The sequence below is a fragment of the Marinomonas gallaica genome, from assembly GCF_049821165.1.
Taxonomy (GTDB): Bacteria; Pseudomonadota; Gammaproteobacteria; order Pseudomonadales; family Marinomonadaceae; genus Marinomonas; species Marinomonas gallaica.
Window position 1 is genome coordinate 893455 of the sequence record NZ_CP187511.1, and the last position, 19046, is coordinate 912500.

17 protein-coding genes (1 of these 17 running past the window's edge) are annotated in these 19046 nt (G+C 47.3%); 13 read left to right on the top strand and 4 right to left on the bottom strand.

Features of this window, described 5'->3' with window-relative positions:
• Positions 1-82 precede the first annotated feature (82 nt).
• Genes ACPUEK_RS04185 through ACPUEK_RS04195 form a run of 3 tightly spaced genes read left to right on the top strand, consistent with a single transcriptional unit; the run spans position 83 to position 4909 of the window.
• Entirely contained in the window at positions 83-3004 is a 2922-nt protein-coding gene (locus tag ACPUEK_RS04185) for an insulinase family protein (RefSeq protein WP_425642413.1), read from the top strand.
• A gap of 35 nt (positions 3005-3039) precedes the next feature.
• The gene (locus ACPUEK_RS04190; RefSeq protein WP_197467852.1) at positions 3040-4146 is read left to right on the top strand and encodes a 1-acyl-sn-glycerol-3-phosphate acyltransferase; all 1107 of its coding nucleotides are present in this window, start codon (positions 3040-3042) and stop codon (positions 4144-4146) included.
• A gap of 28 nt (positions 4147-4174) precedes the next feature.
• On the top strand, positions 4175-4909 hold the full coding sequence (locus tag ACPUEK_RS04195) for a lysophospholipid acyltransferase family protein (protein ID WP_425642415.1): 735 nt from the start codon (positions 4175-4177) through the stop codon (positions 4907-4909).
• 66 nt (positions 4910-4975) lie between these two features.
• Here the strand turns inward: ACPUEK_RS04195 and fabB are convergent, their stop codons facing one another.
• On the bottom strand, positions 4976-6190 hold the full coding sequence (fabB, locus tag ACPUEK_RS04200) for a beta-ketoacyl-ACP synthase I (protein ID WP_067037126.1): 1215 nt from the start codon (positions 6188-6190) through the stop codon (positions 4976-4978).
• A gap of 30 nt (positions 6191-6220) precedes the next feature.
• The gene (gene fabA / locus ACPUEK_RS04205) at positions 6221-6736 is read right to left on the bottom strand and encodes a 3-hydroxyacyl-[acyl-carrier-protein] dehydratase FabA (protein WP_067037128.1); all 516 of its coding nucleotides are present in this window, start codon (positions 6734-6736) and stop codon (positions 6221-6223) included.
• Positions 6737-7014: 278 nt separating this feature from the next.
• On the opposite strand from fabA, the gene ACPUEK_RS04210 reads away from it, so the two are divergent.
• Positions 7015-7977: an alpha/beta fold hydrolase gene (locus ACPUEK_RS04210; RefSeq protein ID WP_425642417.1), complete on the top strand. Its 963-nt coding sequence runs from the start codon at positions 7015-7017 to the stop codon at positions 7975-7977.
• Here ACPUEK_RS04210 and ispB read toward each other — a convergent pair.
• Complete coding sequence (gene ispB / locus ACPUEK_RS04215; protein WP_425642419.1) at positions 7940-8929, bottom strand: octaprenyl diphosphate synthase; 990 nt, start codon at positions 8927-8929, stop codon at positions 7940-7942. The genes ACPUEK_RS04210 and ispB overlap by 38 nt on opposite strands.
• A gap of 283 nt (positions 8930-9212) precedes the next feature.
• Between ispB and rplU the strand changes: the two genes are divergently transcribed.
• From rplU to ACPUEK_RS04240, 5 genes are all read left to right on the top strand, one after another.
• Positions 9213-9521, top strand: coding sequence for a 50S ribosomal protein L21 (gene rplU, locus ACPUEK_RS04220; protein ID WP_067037134.1), 309 nt, complete (start codon positions 9213-9215; stop codon positions 9519-9521).
• Between the two features lie 36 nt (positions 9522-9557).
• On the top strand, positions 9558-9818 hold the full coding sequence (rpmA, locus tag ACPUEK_RS04225) for a 50S ribosomal protein L27 (RefSeq protein ID WP_067037136.1): 261 nt from the start codon (positions 9558-9560) through the stop codon (positions 9816-9818).
• A 109-nt stretch (positions 9819-9927) separates the two neighbouring features.
• Complete coding sequence (gene cgtA, locus ACPUEK_RS04230; RefSeq protein ID WP_067037138.1) at positions 9928-11112, top strand: Obg family GTPase CgtA; 1185 nt, start codon at positions 9928-9930, stop codon at positions 11110-11112.
• 23 nt (positions 11113-11135) lie between these two features.
• Positions 11136-12260 carry a glutamate 5-kinase gene (gene proB, locus ACPUEK_RS04235; RefSeq protein ID WP_139084535.1) on the top strand — a complete coding sequence of 375 codons (1125 nt, stop codon included), beginning with the start codon at positions 11136-11138 and terminating at the stop codon, positions 12258-12260.
• A gap of 13 nt (positions 12261-12273) precedes the next feature.
• Positions 12274-12636: a diacylglycerol kinase gene (locus ACPUEK_RS04240; RefSeq protein ID WP_067037140.1), complete on the top strand. Its 363-nt coding sequence runs from the start codon at positions 12274-12276 to the stop codon at positions 12634-12636.
• A 63-nt stretch (positions 12637-12699) separates the two neighbouring features.
• On the opposite strand, the gene rpsT is transcribed toward ACPUEK_RS04240, so the two are convergent.
• Complete coding sequence (gene rpsT / locus ACPUEK_RS04245) at positions 12700-12963, bottom strand: 30S ribosomal protein S20 (RefSeq protein ID WP_067037142.1); 264 nt, start codon at positions 12961-12963, stop codon at positions 12700-12702.
• A 224-nt stretch (positions 12964-13187) separates the two neighbouring features.
• Here rpsT and murJ point away from each other — a divergent pair, with 224 nt between their 5' ends.
• The 4 genes from murJ to lspA form a co-directional block, all read left to right on the top strand.
• On the top strand, positions 13188-14747 hold the full coding sequence (murJ, locus tag ACPUEK_RS04250) for a murein biosynthesis integral membrane protein MurJ (protein ID WP_067037157.1): 1560 nt from the start codon (positions 13188-13190) through the stop codon (positions 14745-14747).
• A 99-nt stretch (positions 14748-14846) separates the two neighbouring features.
• Positions 14847-15776, top strand: a complete 930-nt coding sequence (ribF, locus tag ACPUEK_RS04255; protein WP_067102030.1) for a bifunctional riboflavin kinase/FAD synthetase — start codon at positions 14847-14849, stop codon at positions 15774-15776.
• A 31-nt stretch (positions 15777-15807) separates the two neighbouring features.
• Positions 15808-18630: an isoleucine--tRNA ligase gene (gene ileS / locus ACPUEK_RS04260; RefSeq protein WP_067223852.1), complete on the top strand. Its 2823-nt coding sequence runs from the start codon at positions 15808-15810 to the stop codon at positions 18628-18630.
• Positions 18630-19046, top strand: the 5' portion of a protein-coding gene (gene lspA / locus ACPUEK_RS04265) for a signal peptidase II (RefSeq protein WP_306455681.1). The gene runs 96 nt beyond the window's last position; 417 of the gene's 513 nt are visible here — the first part of the coding sequence; the start codon lies at positions 18630-18632; its stop codon lies beyond the right edge, outside the window. Before ileS ends, lspA begins: the two co-directional genes overlap by 1 nt.

Sequence of the window (19046 nt, forward strand, 5' to 3'; positions counted from 1 at the left end):
ATTCACACGCTTTATTGCTTGAGATTAAGGCGAATACACCCAATCTACGTAGTAATAGAAACGATTTTTACAGGGGTAATATATGACCATGAACAATGCACATCACCCAGCGTTTAAGGCTATTCGCAGTGAATTTATAGAAGCGTTAAATGTGACGGTACAGGAATACGAGCACAAGGAAACAGGTGCAAAGCATTTTCATATTGCCTCTGATAACGATGAAAACGTCTTTCTTGTCGGATTGAAAACCGTACCGACGGATTCATGTGGCGTGGCGCACATACTTGAGCATACGGTACTGTGTGGTTCTGAGCGCTTCCCAGTGCGTGATCCATTCTTTATGATGATTCGCCGCTCACTGAATACCTTCATGAACGCGTTTACGTCATCTGATTGGACGGCTTACCCATTTGCGAGTAAGAACAAGAAAGATTTCCGTAACTTACTCGATGTGTATCTAGATGCCGTATTTTTCTCACGTTTAGACCCATTGGACTTTTCACAAGAAGGCCATCGTTTAGAGTTCGCTGAGCCAACCAATCCTGATTCAGAACTGACGTACAAAGGCGTTGTATTCAATGAAATGAAGGGAGCGATGAGCTCGCCTACATCGGTGTTGTGGCAGGCCGTGACAAAGTATTTATGCCCAAGTAATACCTATCATTTTAACTCTGGTGGTGAGCCGACGGATATTCCAGATTTGTCATACGACGATTTAATGGCCTTCTACCGCAAACACTATCACCCATCTAATGCTGTTTTTATGACATTCGGTGATATTCCAGCAGAAGAGTTACAAGCTGAGTTTGAAACGAAGGTACTGAGCCGCTTTGAACGTTTAGACGACAAAGTCAGTGTGCCTAACGTAAAACGTTACTTCTCTCCTGTGCGAGTTGAAGAAGGTTACGCAACCGATGAGGCCAAAGAAGATGGTAGCCATGTGGTCGTAGGCTGGTTACTGGGTGAAAGCATCTATTTGGCGCAACAGTTCGAAGCAGAGCTGTTGTCCAGTGTGTTACTGGATAACTCTGCGTCACCATTGCGTCGCGCGCTGGAAAACTCTGAACTGGGTCAATCACCTTCGCCATTATGTGGTTTAGAAGACAGCAACAAAGAAATGAGCTTTATGTGTGGCTTGGAAGGCGTTAAGCGCGACAATGCCCCACAAGTGGAAGCATTAATTCTAAATACATTGGAAGACATCGCCGAAAATGGCATTGAGCAAGACATGGTCGATGCCATGCTGCACCAATTAGAGTTAAGTCAACGCGAGATTGGCGGAGACAGCTACCCATACGGTTTACAGCTGATCCTAAGTGCCCTGTCGACTGCGGTGCATGAAGGCGATGTGATTGCGCAGTTAGACTTAGATCCTGTGATCGAGAGTATGCGCGAAAAAGTGGCTGAAAAAGACTATATCCCAACACTCGTACGCGACTTGTTATTGTCTAACGCACATCGTATCACCTTAACGTTGAGCCCAGATGAAGCATTGGAAGCGCGCCGCAACCAAGCGGAGAAAGATCGTCTAAGTAAGATCAAAGCAGGCTTAAACGAAGCACAAAAGCAGCACATTGTTGAACGCAGTCAAGCGCTGAAAGAGCGCCAAGAGCAAGTTGATGACATGAGTATCTTGCCTAAAGTGGGGCTTGAAGATGTGCCTGCTCGCTTACCTGAGTATGAAAACGAACAAGTGACTGAAAGTTTGCCCATTACGTTTTATCCACAAGGTACGAACGGTCTGGTGTATCAGCAATTGGTGACAGAGCTTCCAGCGTTAACCGAAGACGAAACTAGATACCTGCCGTTGTATGCTTATCTTGTGACAGAGTTAGGGGTAGGCGATCAAGATTACTTAGCGGTGCAATCACGCCAGGCACAAGTATGTGGTGGTTTAGGAGCATCTTCCTCTATTCGTACTGAGCTTATCGATAAACAGCGTGTGAGCGGCTACTTTGTTCTCAGCTCAAAAGCGTTAGTGCCAAATGCCAAGGCCATGACTGAATTAATGGCGCAAACCTTTAATGACGTGAGATTCGACGAAGAAGGACGAATTAAAGAGTTGATTTCCCAGCGCCGTGCGCGTCGTGAGCGTTCAATTACTGGGCAAGGCCATGCTCTGGCAATGAGTGCTGCCAGCAGTGGTATGTCAGGCCTCTCGGCACAACAAGAAGCGTGGGGAGGCATGAGCGGTATTCGTGATGTGATTGCACTGGATGACTCATTGAAGAATGACTCAACTGCGATGTCGACGTTGCGTTCTGTGCTAGAGTCGATTCATAGCAAGTTAGCTGGCGCTGCGAAGCAAGTACTTTTAGTCGCAGAGCCTCATCATAAAGAGTCTTTGATGGCCCAAACATCGCCTGTTTGGCAAGCAGTGGCGAATCATGAGCAGCTGACGCACTTTTCTTTACCGGCCATTGATCAAACTGTGAAGCAAGCATGGGTGACTGCCACTCAGGTCAGCTTCTGTGCTAAGGCGTTTAAAGCTGTAGCGGGTGAGCATCCCGATGTGGCGCCGTTAACGGTTTTAGGCGGCTTCTTACGCAATGGATACCTACACCGAGCAATTCGAGAGCAAGGTGGTGCTTACGGTGGTGGTGCAACCTTTGATGGTAGCAGTGGCGCATTCCGCTTCTATTCATACCGTGACCCACGGTTGTTGGAAACATTGGCGGACTTTGACGCGTCGATTGACTGGTTACTTGGCAATGAACATTCACATGATGCCCTAGAAGAAGCTGTACTAGGTGTGATTGGCTCAATGGACAAACCGGGATCTCCTGCTGGTGAAGCACAAAGTGACTTCTTCTTGCAGCTGCATCGTCGTAGTCAAGCTTACCGTGAGGCGTTCCGAGCGGGTGTGCTTTCGGTAACGGTAGATGATCTTAAGCGTGTTGCTAAGCTTTACCTAACGAAAGAGAATGAAAGTATCGCTGTTGTGACAGCAAGCTCGAACAAGCAATTACTTGACGATGCTGGCTTCGATATTTGTACTTTATAATCATAACGATAATTTAAACCTGAATGGACAGTTCAATGGATCAGTTTCATGACATACGCCCTTACAACGACGATGAGGTCGCCGGGGTGTTACAAAATTTAGTAAATACGCCAGACTTCATCGATACGATTGTCGGCTTCAAGTTTACTAAATGGCCGCAATGGACACGTGGTTTCTTAGCGTACGTCGTTAAGCATGTGTTGCAAAAGGAAGTGCGTAAAATCAATGATGTACGTGCTTTCCAGACGCAAGTGGCTGATTACATGGAACGCATGATTAAAACGACGACGAGCAATGTTGAATATCGCGGTGTCGACAAGTTGGCTAAGAACGAAGGCTATCTTTTCTTATCGAATCACCGCGATATTGCTATGGATCCAGCGTTTGTGAATTATGGTCTTTACCTAAATGGCCTCGACACCGTACGCATTGCGATTGGTGACAACTTGCTACGTCGTCCGTTTGTGTCTGACTTGATGCGTTTAAATAAGAGCTTTATCGTTAAACGTTCTGCTAATGGTATTCGTGAAATGATGGCGGCGTTTGGCCAATTGTCTGATTACATCACCCATTCATTGACCAAAGAGCACTGCAATATTTGGATTGCTCAAAAAGAAGGCCGTGCCAAAGATGGGATAGATCAAACTGATCCAGCCATCATTAAAATGTTTTTTATGAGCCAGAAAAAACAGAAAATTGCCTTTCCAGACGCAATGCGAAATCTAAAAATTGTCCCCGTTTCGATATCCTACGAGTACGATCCTTGCGCCTTCGATAAGGCGCGAGAATTAAATGAGAAGTCGACAACAGGCTCTTACCAGAAAGCCGAATTTGAAGACATTGACAGTATTCGTAAGGGCATTGTTGGGCGTAAAGGTAAAGTCATCGTGACCTTTGGCGATGTGATTGACCATAACTGTGCGACGCCTGATGAAATGGTGGCAGAAGTGGACCGACAAATTGTAGGTAAGTATGCCATTCAGTCGACTAATGAGGCGGCTTTGAAAATGCTTAATGGTCAAGCGAGTGGTGACTCTGTATTTGATGAGTACATGGCAACGTGCCCAGACGTGTTACGTGAAACGGTGTTAAACATGTACGCCAACCCACTGATTCAAAAGCAAGAGCGTGGCCTACTTTAGGCTGGAATAAATACGGAGTAAGCGCTTCATGAAACCTAGGAATTCGCTACGGGCTCTGATTGGCTCGTTATTGTTTACCCTATGCTATGCGGTCTTAACAGGCTTTACGGGGATTTTGGCGCCGTTGATTGGCTTTATATTGCCACCGAGTTGGCGCCAGCCAATGCTAAATATTCATAACCACTCACTGTTGTTTTTATTTCGAGTGCTCTGTGGTGTCAAAGTAGACATTATTGGTCGTGAAAACCTACCTGGTAAAGATTGCCCTGTTGTTCTAGCGGCGAACCATCAAAGTGAGTGGGAGACCTACTTACTGCAGGTCTTGAAAACGCCGATCTCGACGGTTCTGAAGAAAGAGCTACTCTCGATTCCGTTCTTTGGTTGGGGATTGCGATTGGTACAGCCGATCGCCATTGATCGCTCGAAGCGAGCTGGAGCTTTGAAGCAAATCTTGAAGCAAGGTAAAGATCGTTTGCAAGCGGGCCGCTCGGTGCTTATTTTCCCTGAAGGGACTCGTACTATGCCGGGGAAAGAGCGTGACTTTAACAAGGGCGCCGCTATGCTTGCTGCCTCTTCAAAAAGACCTATTTTACCCATCGTACACAATGCAGGTCATGCTTGGCCTGGGCGAACGTGGCGTCGATACCCTGGTACGATTACGGTAGTGATTGGGCCGCTGATTGAAGTTGAAGGCAAAGATACCAACCAAATTCACGAAGAGATGGAGCACTGGATGCGCGATACAATGCGTAAACATCCATAGCTGCTGTGTTCAAGACATAAAAAAACCGCTCAATGAGCGGTTTTTTTATGTCTTGAACTGCTGCAATTAGCCTTCGTATTTTTTGAAGACTAAGCTGGCATTGGTTCCACCGAAGCCAAAGCTGTTAGACATTACGTAGTTTAACTCAACGTCGTCTTGACGAGTAAGCGCAACTGGAATGTCACCCGCTTCAGGATCTAGTTCCGTGATGTTTGCAGACGCCGTGATGAATTTGTTCTCCATCATTAGCAAGCTATAGATAGCTTCGTGAACGCCGGCAGCACCGAGAGAGTGACCAGATAGAGACTTAGTGGAGCTGATGGTTGGGATTTCAGAACCAAACGTTTCGCGAACCGCTTGTAGCTCTTTCATATCACCAGCAGGCGTGCTCGTGCCATGAGTGTTGATGTAGTCAATTTTGCCATCAATAGTGCTCATCGCCATTTGCATACAACGAACCGCACCTTCACCAGACGGTGCTACCATGTCATAGCCGTCAGATGTTGCACCGTAGCCTACCACTTCAGCGTAGATCTTAGCGCCACGGGCTTTAGCGTGTTCAAGCTCTTCAAGAACAAGAATACCGCCGCCGCCAGCAATAACGAAGCCATCACGTTTAGCATCGTAGGCACGAGATGCTTGATCTGGCGTATCGTTGTACTTAGAAGACAGTGCACCCATTGCATCGAACATGCACGTTTGCGTCCAGCTCTCTTCTTCGCCGCCACCTGCGAATACAACGTCTTGCTTACCTAGTTGGATAAGCTCCATTGCATTACCGATACAGTGTGCACTGGTTGAACATGCAGACGTAATGGAGTAGTTCACGCCTTTGATCTTGAACGGTGTCGCAAGACAAGCAGACACAGTGCTGCCCATGGTTTGCGTAACACGGTAAGGACCTACACGTTTAACACCTTTTTCGCGTAGTGTATCAGCAGATTCGACTAGATTTCGAGCCGATGCGCCGCCTGAGCCAGCGATCAAACCTGTACGAATGTTAGAAACTTGGTCTTCAGCTAGGCCTGAGTCAGCAATCGCTTGCTGCATGGAAACGTAAGCGTAAGTCGCTGCGTCCCCCATGAAACGACGAACTTTACGATCAATTTCAGTATCGTCTAGATCAATACGACCACATACATGGCTGCGAAAGCCTTTTTCCTTGTAGTCTTCTGCGAAACGAATGCCTGAACGGCCTTCTTGCAGTGACTCAAGAACGGATTGTTTGTCATTGCCTAGGCAGCTAACAATGCCTAGACCAGTTACAACTACACGACGCATAACTAATGTGCCTCTTATACTCTTAATCTTTTAGAAGTTTTCTGTTGATGTAAACAAGCCTACACGTAGGTCTTTAGCCGTGTAAATCTCACGACCGTCAACAGAGACACTTCCGTCAGCAATGCCCATTACAAGCTTGCGTTCGATCACGCGCTTCAGGTCAATACGGAACGTTACTTTCTTAGCGGTTGGCAAGATTTGTCCAGTGAATTTCACTTCACCAGAACCCAATGCACGGCCACGTCCTTTGTTACCTTTCCAGCCAAGGAAGAAGCCAACAAGCTGCCACATAGCATCCAGACCTAAACAGCCTGGCATCACAGGGTCACCTGGGAAATGGCAGTCGAAGAACCAAAGGTCAGGAGTGATATCCAATTCAGCAATGATCTCACCTTTTCCGAACGCACCGCCTTCGGTAGAGATGTTAGTGATTCGGTCTATCATTAGCATGTTGCCGACAGGAAGCTGAGCATTACCTTCGCCAAACATTTCGCCGTTGCCGCACTTTAGAAGTTCGTCTTTTTCAAACGATGAAGCTGTAGTCATTATAGTCCTATTTCCACCACTCCTTGTTTACCTAAGCAAAGTAATAGAGCGTGTGGTCCAGTTAGCAGTATGAAAATCCATGAGATTATATCGGTTCAGGGAAGTAATATGAATGTTTGTGCGGAAAAAAACCAATTGTGAGTCGGTAAAAGTACGTTTTTTTTGTCTATTTACGTAACAAAAAGACAAAATTTACATGGGTGGCTGTATGTGGATAGCATATTGCTCTTGTCCGCGAGACTGAAAAATACGGATGTTTGTACAAAATGGGAGCAAATATGAGCACGATAACCTATCAACAAAAATTAGTATCAGTGGCAGAGACCACGTTATCGATTCATTTGCGCTTGCTCGAAAACCCCTCCCAAGCTTTACATTTTCTTCATGGTAATGGCTTTGCGGTACGCAGCTATGACGCTTTGTTAGAAGGCATTGCAGAGTTGGAGGATCTCATGCTGCAAGATGCGGCGGGTCATGGTTTATCTCCTGCAGGTGATCGATTTGCGGGATGGGAAGAGTCTTCATATCGCTTTTATCGGGCGTTAATAGAGCAGAAACAGAATCAGCAATGGAAAGATTTAGTTGGCGTTGGTCATAGCTTTGGGGGGTGTATGACGCTACTCATGAATCATCGTGATCCGCAGCTATTTAAGCAAATGGTCCTATTGGATCCGGCTTGGTATCCACCGGAAATGATTGCGCAATTGAACGATATGAATGAACAGGATAAACGCTCAAAGTTGCTTCTGGTTCGACAAACCGAGCGTCGGCGAACGCTGTGGCGTGATACACAGGAAGTACTGAGCCGTCTGCGAGGTCGAGGGACGTTTGCGGGGTGGCAAGATCGGTGTTTACAGGATTATGTGACGTATTCGACGCATGAAAACAAGGAGGGTTTTCGACAATTAAATTGTCCACCATGGCTTGAAGCCGCTGTATTTGGTAGCTCTCCTAGTATGTTATGGCAAGCGATAGCGCAGCTTGAGACACCAACATATGTGATTTGGGGGACGGATACGCATGAAATGTTTCAAGCATCCTATCGCTTAGCGCAAACAATGAACTCAAATCTACGATTTATTGAAGTGCAAGGTGACCATTGTTTTATGATGCAGCAGCCGGAGCAAACCGCACGCTTGGTGCGTGCGGTGATTGATCATAACGGTGAAACCATTGATGCGTTAAAGCGCTCGGGGTTTGTACTTAGGTGCGACGATTTACCGCCGCATTGGCTAAGTTAATCAGGGCTTGCTTATAAGGTGAATCAGGTAAAATGCTGATTGCAAAAATAGCGAGGTCAGATTGTTTTCTGGCTTCGGCCTCTGTGTATTCGATCGCGCCACAATCACGTACATCGGCAAGAATAGTCTCTAGATTTTCTAGGCCGCCGGTCTCTATGGCGGATCGTACGCGTTGTTTGGTCTCCTCAGTTCCATGCTTCATGGTAAAGATCAGCGGTAAGGTCGGTTTTCCTTCTGCTAGATCGTCGCCCACACTCTTGCCCATTTCTTCTGCTGTGGAAGTGTAGTCCATAACGTCATCGATGAGCTGGAATGCAGTGCCAACGTACATACCATACTGGCGTAGCGCTTCTTGGTAGATGTCGCTGGCTTCGGCCACCACAGCGCCACATAAGGCAGCACCTTCAAACAGTTTTGCTGTTTTGTATTGGATGACTTTGATGTAGCTTTCTTCGGTAGTATCTGGGTCGCCGCAGTTGATTAGCTGCTGAACTTCACCTTCCGAGATGATGTTGGTAGTACCAGATAGGATTTCCATACATTGGAAACTGCCTACGTCGACCATGATTTGAAACGCTCGAGTATATAGAAAATCTCCTACCAAGACGCTGGGCGCATTGCCCCATTCTTCATTGGCGGTTTTTTTGCCGCGGCGCATATCGGATTCGTCAACCACGTCATCATGTAGCAATGTAGCGGTGTGAATGAACTCGATAATAGAGGCCATTTTCACGGCATTGCTCAAAGAGGTTTCACTAAGACCGTTGGCAGATTGTGCGGCACGGGCTGACAGTAACACCATTAGCGGGCGCAAACGCTTGCCGCCATTACTAATGATATAGTAACCAATTTGCTCGATGAGAGGGATCTCGCTCTTAAGTTGCGAAACAATGTAGTCATTTACTTGACCGAATTCATCGGCCACCACGTCATGAATATTAGTAGGTTGCATGGAACTTCCGAAGCTAAAATATAGTCAAGCCGAACAGCAAGAGGCGTCAATGCTAGGTAAGCTCCTACAGCGGGTCAACCCAAAACAGTAAAAATACTGATCGGAAGGTGAATTGGCTTGTTTTTGTTGGTTCTCTTTTGTACAATTCGGCGTCCGATTTGCCCACACTTTTGCTCCCTATCATATGGTGAAATGTAAGCCCTTGAAGGGTATATGTTTGTAAGCCACTAGAAGTAGGTCAAATACAATCCAGTAGCCGGGCAAATTCATTTGGAGAGAGATAATGTTTGCAGTGATCAAAACAGGCGGTAAGCAATACCGTGTACAAGAAGGTCAAACTCTTAAAGTTGAGAAACTAGCTGTTGAAGCCGGTTCTGCAATCGACTTTAACGAAGTTCTTCTTGTAAGCAACGGCGACGACGTAAAAGTTGGCGCGCCAGTTGTTGAAGGCGTGAAAGTGACAGCTGAAGTTGTTGCACACGGCCGTGGCGACAAAGTTAAAATCTTGAAATTCCGTCGTCGTAAGCACTCTATGAAACGCCAAGGTCACCGTCAGTGGTTCACAGAAGTGAAAATCACTGGTATTAACTAATTAAGCGTTTAAAGATTTAATATTTAGGAGTAAATCATGGCTCATAAGAAAGCTGGTGGTAGTACTAAAAACGGTCGCGACAGTCAGTCGAAACGCTTAGGTGTTAAACGTTTCGGCGGTCAGGTTGTGATCCCAGGTAATATTCTTGTTCGTCAACGTGGTACTGAATTCCACGCAGGCGAAGGCGTTCGTGTTGGTAAAGACCACACTTTGTTCGCTGTTGCTGAAGGTCAAGTGAAATTCGAAGTGAAAGGTAAATTCAAGCGTCGCACAGTTTCTGTTGTGTCTGCTGCCTAATCGCATCGCGAATCACTAAAAAAGAGCTCCGCAGCGCGGGGCTTTTTTTTTGGAAAAATTCTATAATCAGGGCGGTTGAACTCTGATAACGCACCTAAGAGGTGATTTTGTGAAATTTGTTGATGAAGCCACGATTTATGTTCGCGCAGGTAAAGGTGGTAACGGTGCTTTAAGCTTTTGGCGAGAAAAGTTCGTCGCCAAAGGTGGCCCAGACGGTGGCGATGGTGGTGACGGCGGCAGTGTGATGTTGGTGGCCGACGAGTCATTGAATACACTGATCGATTTCCGTTTTACCAAAAAATACATTGCTGAAAATGGTCAAGGTGGTCAAGGCCGCGATATGACTGGCTCTAAAGCGCCGGATCTTGAGATCAAAGTGCCGGTTGGTACGACGGTTATTGATGAAGATACTGGTGAGACGCTAGGCGATTTAGTGCAAATCGGTCAGCGCTTGAAAGTGGCGCAAGGTGGCCATAAAGGTTTGGGGAATACTCGCTTTAAATCGAGTACAAACCGTGCGCCGCGTCAAACGACGAAAGGGACGGTGGGTGAAGAGCGTAACCTCAAGTTAGAGATGAAAGTCTTGGCAGACGTGGGTCTGTTGGGGCTGCCGAATGCGGGTAAGTCTACCTTCATCCGTTCAGTGTCATCGGCTAAGCCAAAGGTGGCGGATTATCCGTTTACTACGCTGGTGCCAAACCTTGGTGTGGTAAAAGTTAAGAAGCATCAAAGCTTCGTAATTGCCGATATTCCAGGAATCATTGAAGGTGCGGCAGAGGGTGCGGGTTTAGGGATTCGATTCTTAAAGCACTTGGTGCGTAACCGTATTCTTTTGCATATCGTTGATATGGCGCCTTGGGACGACGTGACACCTGCGCAAGCGGCTCAGATTGCGGTGAATGAACTGCATGAATTCTCGCCTGCATTGGCGGAGAAACGTGAGCGCTGGCTGGTTCTGAACAAGCTTGATATGGTGCCAGAAAGTGAGCGTGAGGAACGCTGTCAAAGTGTGATCGACGCATTGAACTGGGAAGGTAAAACGTACCGTATCTCAGCGATTTCCGGTGAAGGGACTGAGGTTCTGTGTCTTGATCTGATGACCGCGCTAGACGAAAAACGTGAACTGTTAGCCGAAGATGACAATGCTCGAGCTGAAGAGCGCGCAATTCGTGAATTGATTGATGAAGAAGGTCGCGATCGCATTCGTCTACTTCGTAAGAATCGCCGTAATGGCTCGGACGACGATGACTTTGATGAAGACGATTACGATGTGGACGTTGAATACGTTCGATAAACTTTTAGTGAGATAAGCTGTAGATGGACATGAGAGAGAAGATTGCATCCGCTCAACGAGTGGTTGTAAAAATAGGTAGCGCTTTATTGACTAACGACGGTCAAGGGCTAGATGTCGGCAATATTGGGCTTTGGGTTGCGCAGATTGCACAACTGCGAGCGCAGGGTAAAGAGGTAGTATTAGTCTCTTCCGGCTCCATTGCGGCAGGCATGAAACGCCTAGGCTTCTCTTCACGACCGACACAAGTAAACGAATTGCAAGCCGCTGCCGCGGTAGGGCAGATGGAGCTAGTAGGCGTTTACGAATCTCATTTTGAAGTGCATGGTCTGTGTACCGCGCAAATTTTGCTGACACACGACGACTTATCCAACCGTCGCCGATACTTAAACGCCCGATCTTCGCTGCGAACGCTGTTAAAGCTTGGCGCTGTACCCATAGTTAATGAGAATGACACCGTTGTAACCGACGAGATCCGTTTTGGTGATAACGATACCTTAGGGGCGTTGGTTGCTAACTTGGTTGAGGCGGATGTATTGATTATTTTGACGGATCAGCAAGGGTTGTTTGATAAAAACCCTCGTGATCATAAAGATGCAACATTAATACAGCATGCTTCAGCAAGCGATGACACTCTGGACGCTATGGCGAGCGGTGGTGCTGGCGTTTTGGGTACGGGGGGGATGCTGACGAAAGTTCGTGCAGCGCGCTTAGCGGCGCGCTCAGGCGCGCACACAGTGATTGCATCCGGTCGTGAGGGGAGTGTCATTTTGCGAGTCGCAAATGGCGAGAACCTAGGGACATGGTTGCAACCTGAGCATGGTCGTTCGGCTTCTCGTAAGCAATGGCTGGCAGGACATCTTAAGAGTCGCGGCACTTTGATTATTGATGATGGTGCGGTACGTGCTTTGCGTCAATCTGGCACCAGTTTACTTCCGGTTGGTATTAAAGACGCCGAAGGAACGTTCTCGCGAGGCGATATGGTGATCTGTGTGGATCAGCTTGGAAATATCGTAGCGCGTGGTTTGGTGAACTACAGTATTGCTGAAACACTTAAGTTGTTAGGTAAACCATCCAGCGAGCGTTATGCCATTTTAGGTTATGAGGGCGAGCCAGAGTTGATTCATCGCGATGACCTAGTGATTATTTAGAGGAAGCGGTTGCATGGCAAAACCTGGGAAAATTGGCTTAGAGCGCATGTTGGATGCTACGCGTTACTCTTATCAAGGACTGCGTGCTCAGTGGCGTTATGAGGCGTCGTTTCGTCAAGAGGTGTGGCTATTTTTGGTGGCTCTGCCGTTGGCGTTGTGGTTTGGAGATTCAGCGCTAGAGAAAGCGTTAATGATTTTTTCAGTCGGTATTGTTTTAGTAGTGGAAACCATTAACTCGAGTATTGAGGCGATTGTTGACCGCATCAGTGATGAAAAGCATGAATTATCAGGTCGTGCGAAAGATTTAGGCTCAGCGGCCGTCATGTTAAGTTTGAGTTTAGCGGGAGTGGTTTGGTTGTTCTTGCTGTTTAACTAGTAGAGCCGAAGCGTGTAAAGACTAGACATAAAAAAACCGGCTCACGCCGGTTTTTTTATGGGATTAGGCCAATGCTTTGATTTTAGCATTCAAGCGGCTCTTATGGCGAGCTGCTTTGTTTTTGTGATATAGGCCTTTGTCAGCTGCTTTGTCTAGTTTAGACGCTGCAACAGAGTATGCTGCTTGAGCTTCTTCTTGATTTCCTGCTTCAATAGCTGCATCTACTTTTTTCAAGTATGTGCGCACCATAGAGCGCAGGCTACCGTTGTGAGCGCGACGCTTGATCGCCTGGCGCGCACGTTTTTTTGAACCGGCGGAGTTTGCCACAGTCTGGCTCCTTCAATCTTCTATAATTAAAACGATACAACGGGCTGTTGAGTCGCTTGTGAATGTCAAGTTTAAACTTGAAAATCTCGCGGCGGATTTTACCAGTTTTTGGCTTTGCTACAACCCCAAACACACATTATTACTCGTGAAAAGTATATTTTTTGGCTGTTTGGTCACCATCTAAATGCTATTCTTGGGCAAATTTTCAGGCAGAACATGATCTTATGTCGAACACGCCATCGGTTAAAAGTCGATCACTATTACGTTCCGGGTTGCTGGTTTCTATTTGTACATTTCTTTCTCGCATCCTTGGGCTGGCTCGTGATGCCTCATTGGCTTATGTATTAGGTGCCAGTGCAGGTGCCGATGCCTTTTATGTGGCCTTTAAAATCCCGAACTTTTTTCGTCGTTTATTTGCGGAAGGCGCGTTTGCTCAAGCGTTTGTCCCTGTGTTAAGCGATTATCGCGTTAACGAAGGGCACGATGCTGTGCGTGAGCTCATTGCGGCGGTGACAGGGTCGTTGACCTTGGTGTTGCTGGCAATGACGGCCATCTTCATGGTGGCATCTCCTTGGGTTGTGTATGTGTTTGCGCCAGGTTTTTCGGATAATCCGGGGCAGCTGGCGTTGGCGTCGACGTTGTTGACCGTGACTTTTCCATATTTGCTATTTATATCACTCACCGCATTGGCGGGCGGGATACTAAACGCCCACGGTGAATACGGTGTGCCGGCCATTACGCCTATCTTTTTAAATATTTCATTGTTGGTAGCAACATTAGGTTTTGCCAGCAGTGCCAGCCAAGCAGAGTTGAGTATTGCTTGGGGGGTGTTTGCTGCCGGTGTTGTGCAGCTGTTGTTTCAGGTGCCTTTTTTAGCTCGGTTAAAATTGTTGCCGCGCCCAAAAGTGGGGTTTGCTCATCCTGGCGTGAAGCGTATTTTGTTATTAATGGGGCCTGCGTTGTTTGGTGTGTCTGTTGGTCAGATTAATTTATTACTAGATACGGTGCTGGCGTCATTGCTTGAAACGGGCAGTATCACTTGGCTTTATCTGTCGGATCGTTTGTATGAATTACCGTTAGGTATTTTTGCGATTGCCATCAGTACCGTTATTTTGCCGTCACTGTCGCGTAGTTTTTCGAGCGAGCGCAGCGCGCATTTCGCGAACACCTTGGATTGGGGGTTGCGTTTACTGTTATTGATTTCGGTCCCTTCGGCGTTGGCTCTGTGTATTTTAGCTAAGCCTATTATTGCGACGGTGTTCTATCGTGGTGAGTTAACAGCTCATGACGTCGATATGGCAGCGATGAGTTTGCAGGCCTATTCGTTGGGATTGGTCTTTATGATGTTGATTAAAGTATTGGCGCCGGGGTATTACGCACGCCAAGATACAAAAACACCAGTTAAAATTGGGGTTATCGCGATGATTGCCAATATGGTGTTTAACGTAATATTGGTTTGGCCTCTAGGGCACGTGGGCTTGGCTCTAGCGACAAGTTTATCAGCAGGGTTGAATGCATTGCTGCTTTGGATTGGATTGCACCGTGATGGTTGCCACCGTTTTTCACGAGATTGGTGGTTAATACTTCGAGTTTTGTTGCTTGGTTCGAGCTTGTTACTGGCTTGGTTGTGGTATTACCAGAGTTTGAATGTTGCTTGGACGGACATTTCCAGTTGGCAGCGTATTCAGCATATGGCGATCGTAGTGGTCGTTGGTGTGCTGCTTTATGGTGTGGGTTTGCTGGCGGCGGGTCTAAGAATGCGTCATTTGCGCGCGCAAGATTAAGTTGTGGGTGTGTTGCTCCCTACCTTTGCGGGGGGGAGTACTATATAATCGCGGTTATTTTTTCAGCGGCTAATTGAGTTTTTGCCGGTACGAGGTGATATGGAACTGGTTCGGGGTATTCACAATCTCCAAGACGCGCAACGTAATGGTGTGCTGACAATTGGTAATTTTGATGGCGTACATCTTGGGCATCAGGCGATCCTTAACCGAGTTAAGTCATTAGCTGAGCACTATCGGGCGCCGTCGGGCATTATGATCTTTGAGCCGCAGCCGCGCGAATTTTTTGCGCCCCAAGATGCGCCTGGTCGTTTGTCTCGCTTGCGCGATAAAGTGGCATTATTATCGAAGCATGATATCGATTATGTTCTTTGCATGCCGTTTAATACGCGACTACGGACATTAGATGCGCACGCTTTCTGCCAGCAAATATTGCATGACGGTTTAGCTGTTAAGCATTTGGTGGTCGGTGATGACTTCCGCTTTGGATGTGACCGTCAAGGCAACTTTGAATACTTAGAAGCGTTTGGCGCTCAGCATGGGTTTGATGTTGAGAATACGTCGTCCATTTTAAATGGGGAAGGTTTGCGTATCAGTAGCTCCTTGGTGCGACAACAATTAAACCAAGGTGATATGGTGTCAGCACAGGCGATGTTAGGTCACCCAATTACCATGCGTGGCCGAGTGGTTGGCGGCCAACAGTTGGCGCGCCGTTTAGGCTTCCCAACCGCTAATATCTTTTTGAAAGGCGTTACCCCTGCTTTGTCTGGGGTGTACGCAGTGACCGTTCCAGTGGATGGGAAGGAATACTCGGGTGTGGCAAACATCGGAGTTCGGCCAACAGTAGATGGCAAAACGCCAATACTTGAGGTGCACTTATTTAATTTTAGTGGCGATTTGTACACCCAATATTTAGAGGTGACATTCCGCCAGTTTATTCGTCCTGAGCGCAAAATGAATGGCTTGGACGAATTGGAAAAACAAATTCAATGTGACAAAGAAGAGGCGCTTCGCTTCTTCTCCAATCAGTGACCGATGATCTTTGAGGATAAATCGAATAACCATGAGTGATTATAAACCAACGCTGAATTTGCCAGAAACCGCATTCCCTATGCGTGGTGATCTAGCAAAACGTGAGCCTGCGATGTTGCAACGCTGGCAAGATATGGATCTTTACAACAAAGTACGTGAAGTAAGTAAAGGACGTAAGTCTTTTATTCTTCATGACGGCCCTCCATACGCCAACGGTAGCATTCACATTGGTCACGCGGTTAACAAAATCCTCAAAGATATTATTGTTAAATCTAAAACCGTTAGTGGATACGATGCACCGTACATTCCTGGTTGGGACTGTCATGGCTTGCCGATCGAGCACAAAGTTGAGCAGATGATCGGTAAAGCGGGCGATAAAGTATCGTTCAAAGATTTCCGCGCAAAGTGTCGTGAGTACGCTTACACGCAAGTGGAAGAGCAGAAAAAAGACTTCATCCGTCTGGGTGTGATGGGCGACTGGGAAAATCCTTACCTAACGATGAACTTCGTTACCGAAGCGAACATCGTGCGCGCGCTGGGCAAGATCGCTGAAAATGGCCATTTGGTGAAAGGCTTTAAGCCTGTTTACTGGAGTGTGGTAGGTGGTTCGGCACTGGCCGAAGCGGAAGTGGAATATCAAGATAAAACGTCTTTGTCTTTAGATGTGCGTTATGCACCACAAGACGAAGCCGCGTTTTTAGGTAAGTTCTCTGATGTCGAAGGTGAGGGCAAAGTGTCGGTTGTCATTTGGACCACCACGCCTTGGACGCTGCCTGCCAGCCAAGCGGTATCGATCCATCCAGAATTCAACTACGCATTGGTCGAAGTGGATATGGGGGCGGGTAAAGAGCGTCTTGTATTTGCTGAAGATATGGTCGAAGGCATCATGCAGCGTTACGGTCACGAAGCGTATCGTATCGTTGGTCGTGCCGTAGGCGCAGATCTAGGTGGCTTGGTGCTTAATCATCCATTTATGGAACGTGATATCCCTGTTTTGCTAGGCGAGCACGTGACTGCGGACGCCGGTACGGGTTGTGTGCACACCGCCCCAGACCATGGCGTTGACGACTTTAACGTGGGTCGCGCAAATGGTATCGGTACCATTAACCTAGTCCAAGACAATGGTGTTTACTCTGATGCGGCGGGTGAGTTCGCGGGTTTGCACGTTTACAAAGTAGACGATGCTGTATTGGAAGCCTTAGGTCGTAACGATGCGCTGGTATTCCAATCGAAAATTTTCCACAGCTACCCACATTGCTGGCGTACCAAAACACCTTTGATCTTCCGTGCGACGCCGCAATGGTTTATCAGCATGGATGAGAAGGGCTTGCTAGATGATGCTAAAGCCGCTGTGAAAGGTGTTAAATGGACGCCTTCATGGGGTCAAAACCGTATGGAAGGCATGTTGAACAATAGCCCAGACTGGTGTGTATCACGTCAGCGTACGTGGGGTGTGCCAATTGCACTGTTCATCAACAAAGAAACACAAGAGCTTCACCCAGAAACGCCTCGTCTTATCGAAGAAGTTGCGCAACGTATCGAAAAAGAAGGTATGGATGCGTGGTTCGAGATGGATGCTGCAGAACTGTTGGGTGAGGAAGCTGACAAATACAGCAAAGTTTCCGATACGCTAGACGTATGGTTCGACTCAGGTGTGACACATTACTCAGTCATTGATCAGCGCGACGAGCTAAGCTTCCCAGCAGATTTATATTTAGAAGGTTCGGATCAGCATCGCGGTTGGTTCCAGTCGTCGTTGAAAACCTCGATCGCCATCCGTGGCGTGCCACCGTATAAAGGTGTCTTAACACACGGTTTCACCGTTGATGGTGATGGCCGCAAGATGTCGAAGTCGCTGGGTAACGTGGTCTCGCCTCAGAAAGTAATGCAGACATTGGGAGCAGACATCATTCGTCTTTGGGTCGCTGCAACCGATTACACGGGTGAAATGACCGTTTCTGACGAGATTCTAAAACGTGTTGCAGACGGCTATCGCCGTATCCGTAATACAGCGCGCTTCATGTTGGCGAACCTGACTGGATTTGATCCGGCAAAAGATTTAGTGGCGCCTGAGAACATGATTGCACTGGACCGTTGGATCGTGGACCGTGCAGCTCAATTGCAGAAAGAGATCGACGAAGCGTATAACGAGTATCAGTTCCTTGCAGTGGTGCAGAAGATTCAAAATTTCTGTTCATTGGATTTGGGTGGTTTCTATCTAGATGTCATCAAAGATCGTCAGTACACCACACAAGAAGACAGCTTGGCGCGTCGTTCTGCGCAAACGGCGTTGTACCATATTGCCGAAGCGTTCACTCGTTGGATTGCTCCGATTTTGAGCTTCACCGCCGATGAAATCTGGCAAGAATTACCAGGCGAGCATTCAGAATCTGTATTCCTAGATACTTGGTATGAAGGCTTATTTGAACTGAGCGGTGATGAAGCGCTGGGTCGCCATTTCTGGAAGCAAGTATTGGATGTCAAAATGGCCACCAATAAAGTGCTTGAGGCGGTGCGTAAGGAAGGCAAGATTAAGGCGAGCCTAAGTGCTGAGATTACACTTTACTGCGACGCTGAGTTGCAAGCGACACTATCGAAGTTGGGTGATGAGCTGCGTTTCGTCTTGATTTCTTCTGAAGCGAACGTTGCATCTTTGGCTGATGCGCCTGCAGATGCGGCAGAAACAGAGCTTGCTGGCTTGAAAGTAGCTGTATTGGTGAGCGAAAAAGAGAAATGTGTTCGTTGCTGGCATCACCGTGAAGAAGTGGGCAAGCGCGAGTCTCATCCTGAGCTATGTGATCGTTGTATCTCGAACCTGCCGGAAGGCGAGGGCGAGCAGCGCCATTTCGCGTAATGATGATGCGAACGAGCATACAAAGAGTCCAGCGCTGGTGGGCGCTGGCAATTGCTGTTTTTGCCTTGGATTGGGTGACCAAACAAGGCATTGAGGCAAACTTATACTATGGGCAGGAGATTCCTCTTCTGCCTTTCTTTGACTTAACGTTGCGTTACAACACCGGTGCTGCATTCAGCTTTTTGGCTGAAGCGGGCGGATGGCAGCGTTGGTTCTTTTCTTTGATTGCGATGGCTGTCGTCATAGGCATCAGTTGGCGACTGTCAAAAATCGGTCACACTCATAAGCTAGAAGCGTTGTCGTTAACGCTGATTATGTCGGGCGCTATTGGCAACCTGCATGATCGTTTGTCTTATGGACATGTTATCGATTTTATTCAAGTCCATTGGCAATCCACTTGGTATTTTCCAGCGTTT

Bases quoted from the DNA above. Each gene is read 5' to 3' on its own strand.
- fabA (WP_067037128.1), bottom strand. From the start codon at position 6,736: ATGACTACAGCTTCATCGTTTGAAAAAGACGAACTTCTAAAGTGCGGC.
- rpmA (WP_067037136.1), top strand. From the start codon at position 9,558: ATGGCTCATAAGAAAGCTGGTGGTAGTACTAAAAACGGTCGCGACAGT.
- fabB (WP_067037126.1), bottom strand. From the start codon at position 6,190: ATGCGTCGTGTAGTTGTAACTGGTCTAGGCATTGTTAGCTGCCTAGGC.
- murJ (WP_067037157.1), top strand. From the start codon at position 13,188: ATGTCGAACACGCCATCGGTTAAAAGTCGATCACTATTACGTTCCGGG.
- ACPUEK_RS04185 (WP_425642413.1), top strand. From the start codon at position 83: ATGACCATGAACAATGCACATCACCCAGCGTTTAAGGCTATTCGCAGT.
- ACPUEK_RS04190 (WP_197467852.1), top strand. From the start codon at position 3,040: ATGGATCAGTTTCATGACATACGCCCTTACAACGACGATGAGGTCGCC.
- ACPUEK_RS04195 (WP_425642415.1), top strand. From the start codon at position 4,175: ATGAAACCTAGGAATTCGCTACGGGCTCTGATTGGCTCGTTATTGTTT.
- ACPUEK_RS04240 (WP_067037140.1), top strand. From the start codon at position 12,274: ATGGCAAAACCTGGGAAAATTGGCTTAGAGCGCATGTTGGATGCTACG.
- rplU (WP_067037134.1), top strand. From the start codon at position 9,213: ATGTTTGCAGTGATCAAAACAGGCGGTAAGCAATACCGTGTACAAGAA.
- proB (WP_139084535.1), top strand. From the start codon at position 11,136: ATGGACATGAGAGAGAAGATTGCATCCGCTCAACGAGTGGTTGTAAAA.
- ribF (WP_067102030.1), top strand. From the start codon at position 14,847: ATGGAACTGGTTCGGGGTATTCACAATCTCCAAGACGCGCAACGTAAT.
- ACPUEK_RS04210 (WP_425642417.1), top strand. From the start codon at position 7,015: ATGAGCACGATAACCTATCAACAAAAATTAGTATCAGTGGCAGAGACC.
- ispB (WP_425642419.1), bottom strand. From the start codon at position 8,929: ATGCAACCTACTAATATTCATGACGTGGTGGCCGATGAATTCGGTCAA.
- ileS (WP_067223852.1), top strand. From the start codon at position 15,808: ATGAGTGATTATAAACCAACGCTGAATTTGCCAGAAACCGCATTCCCT.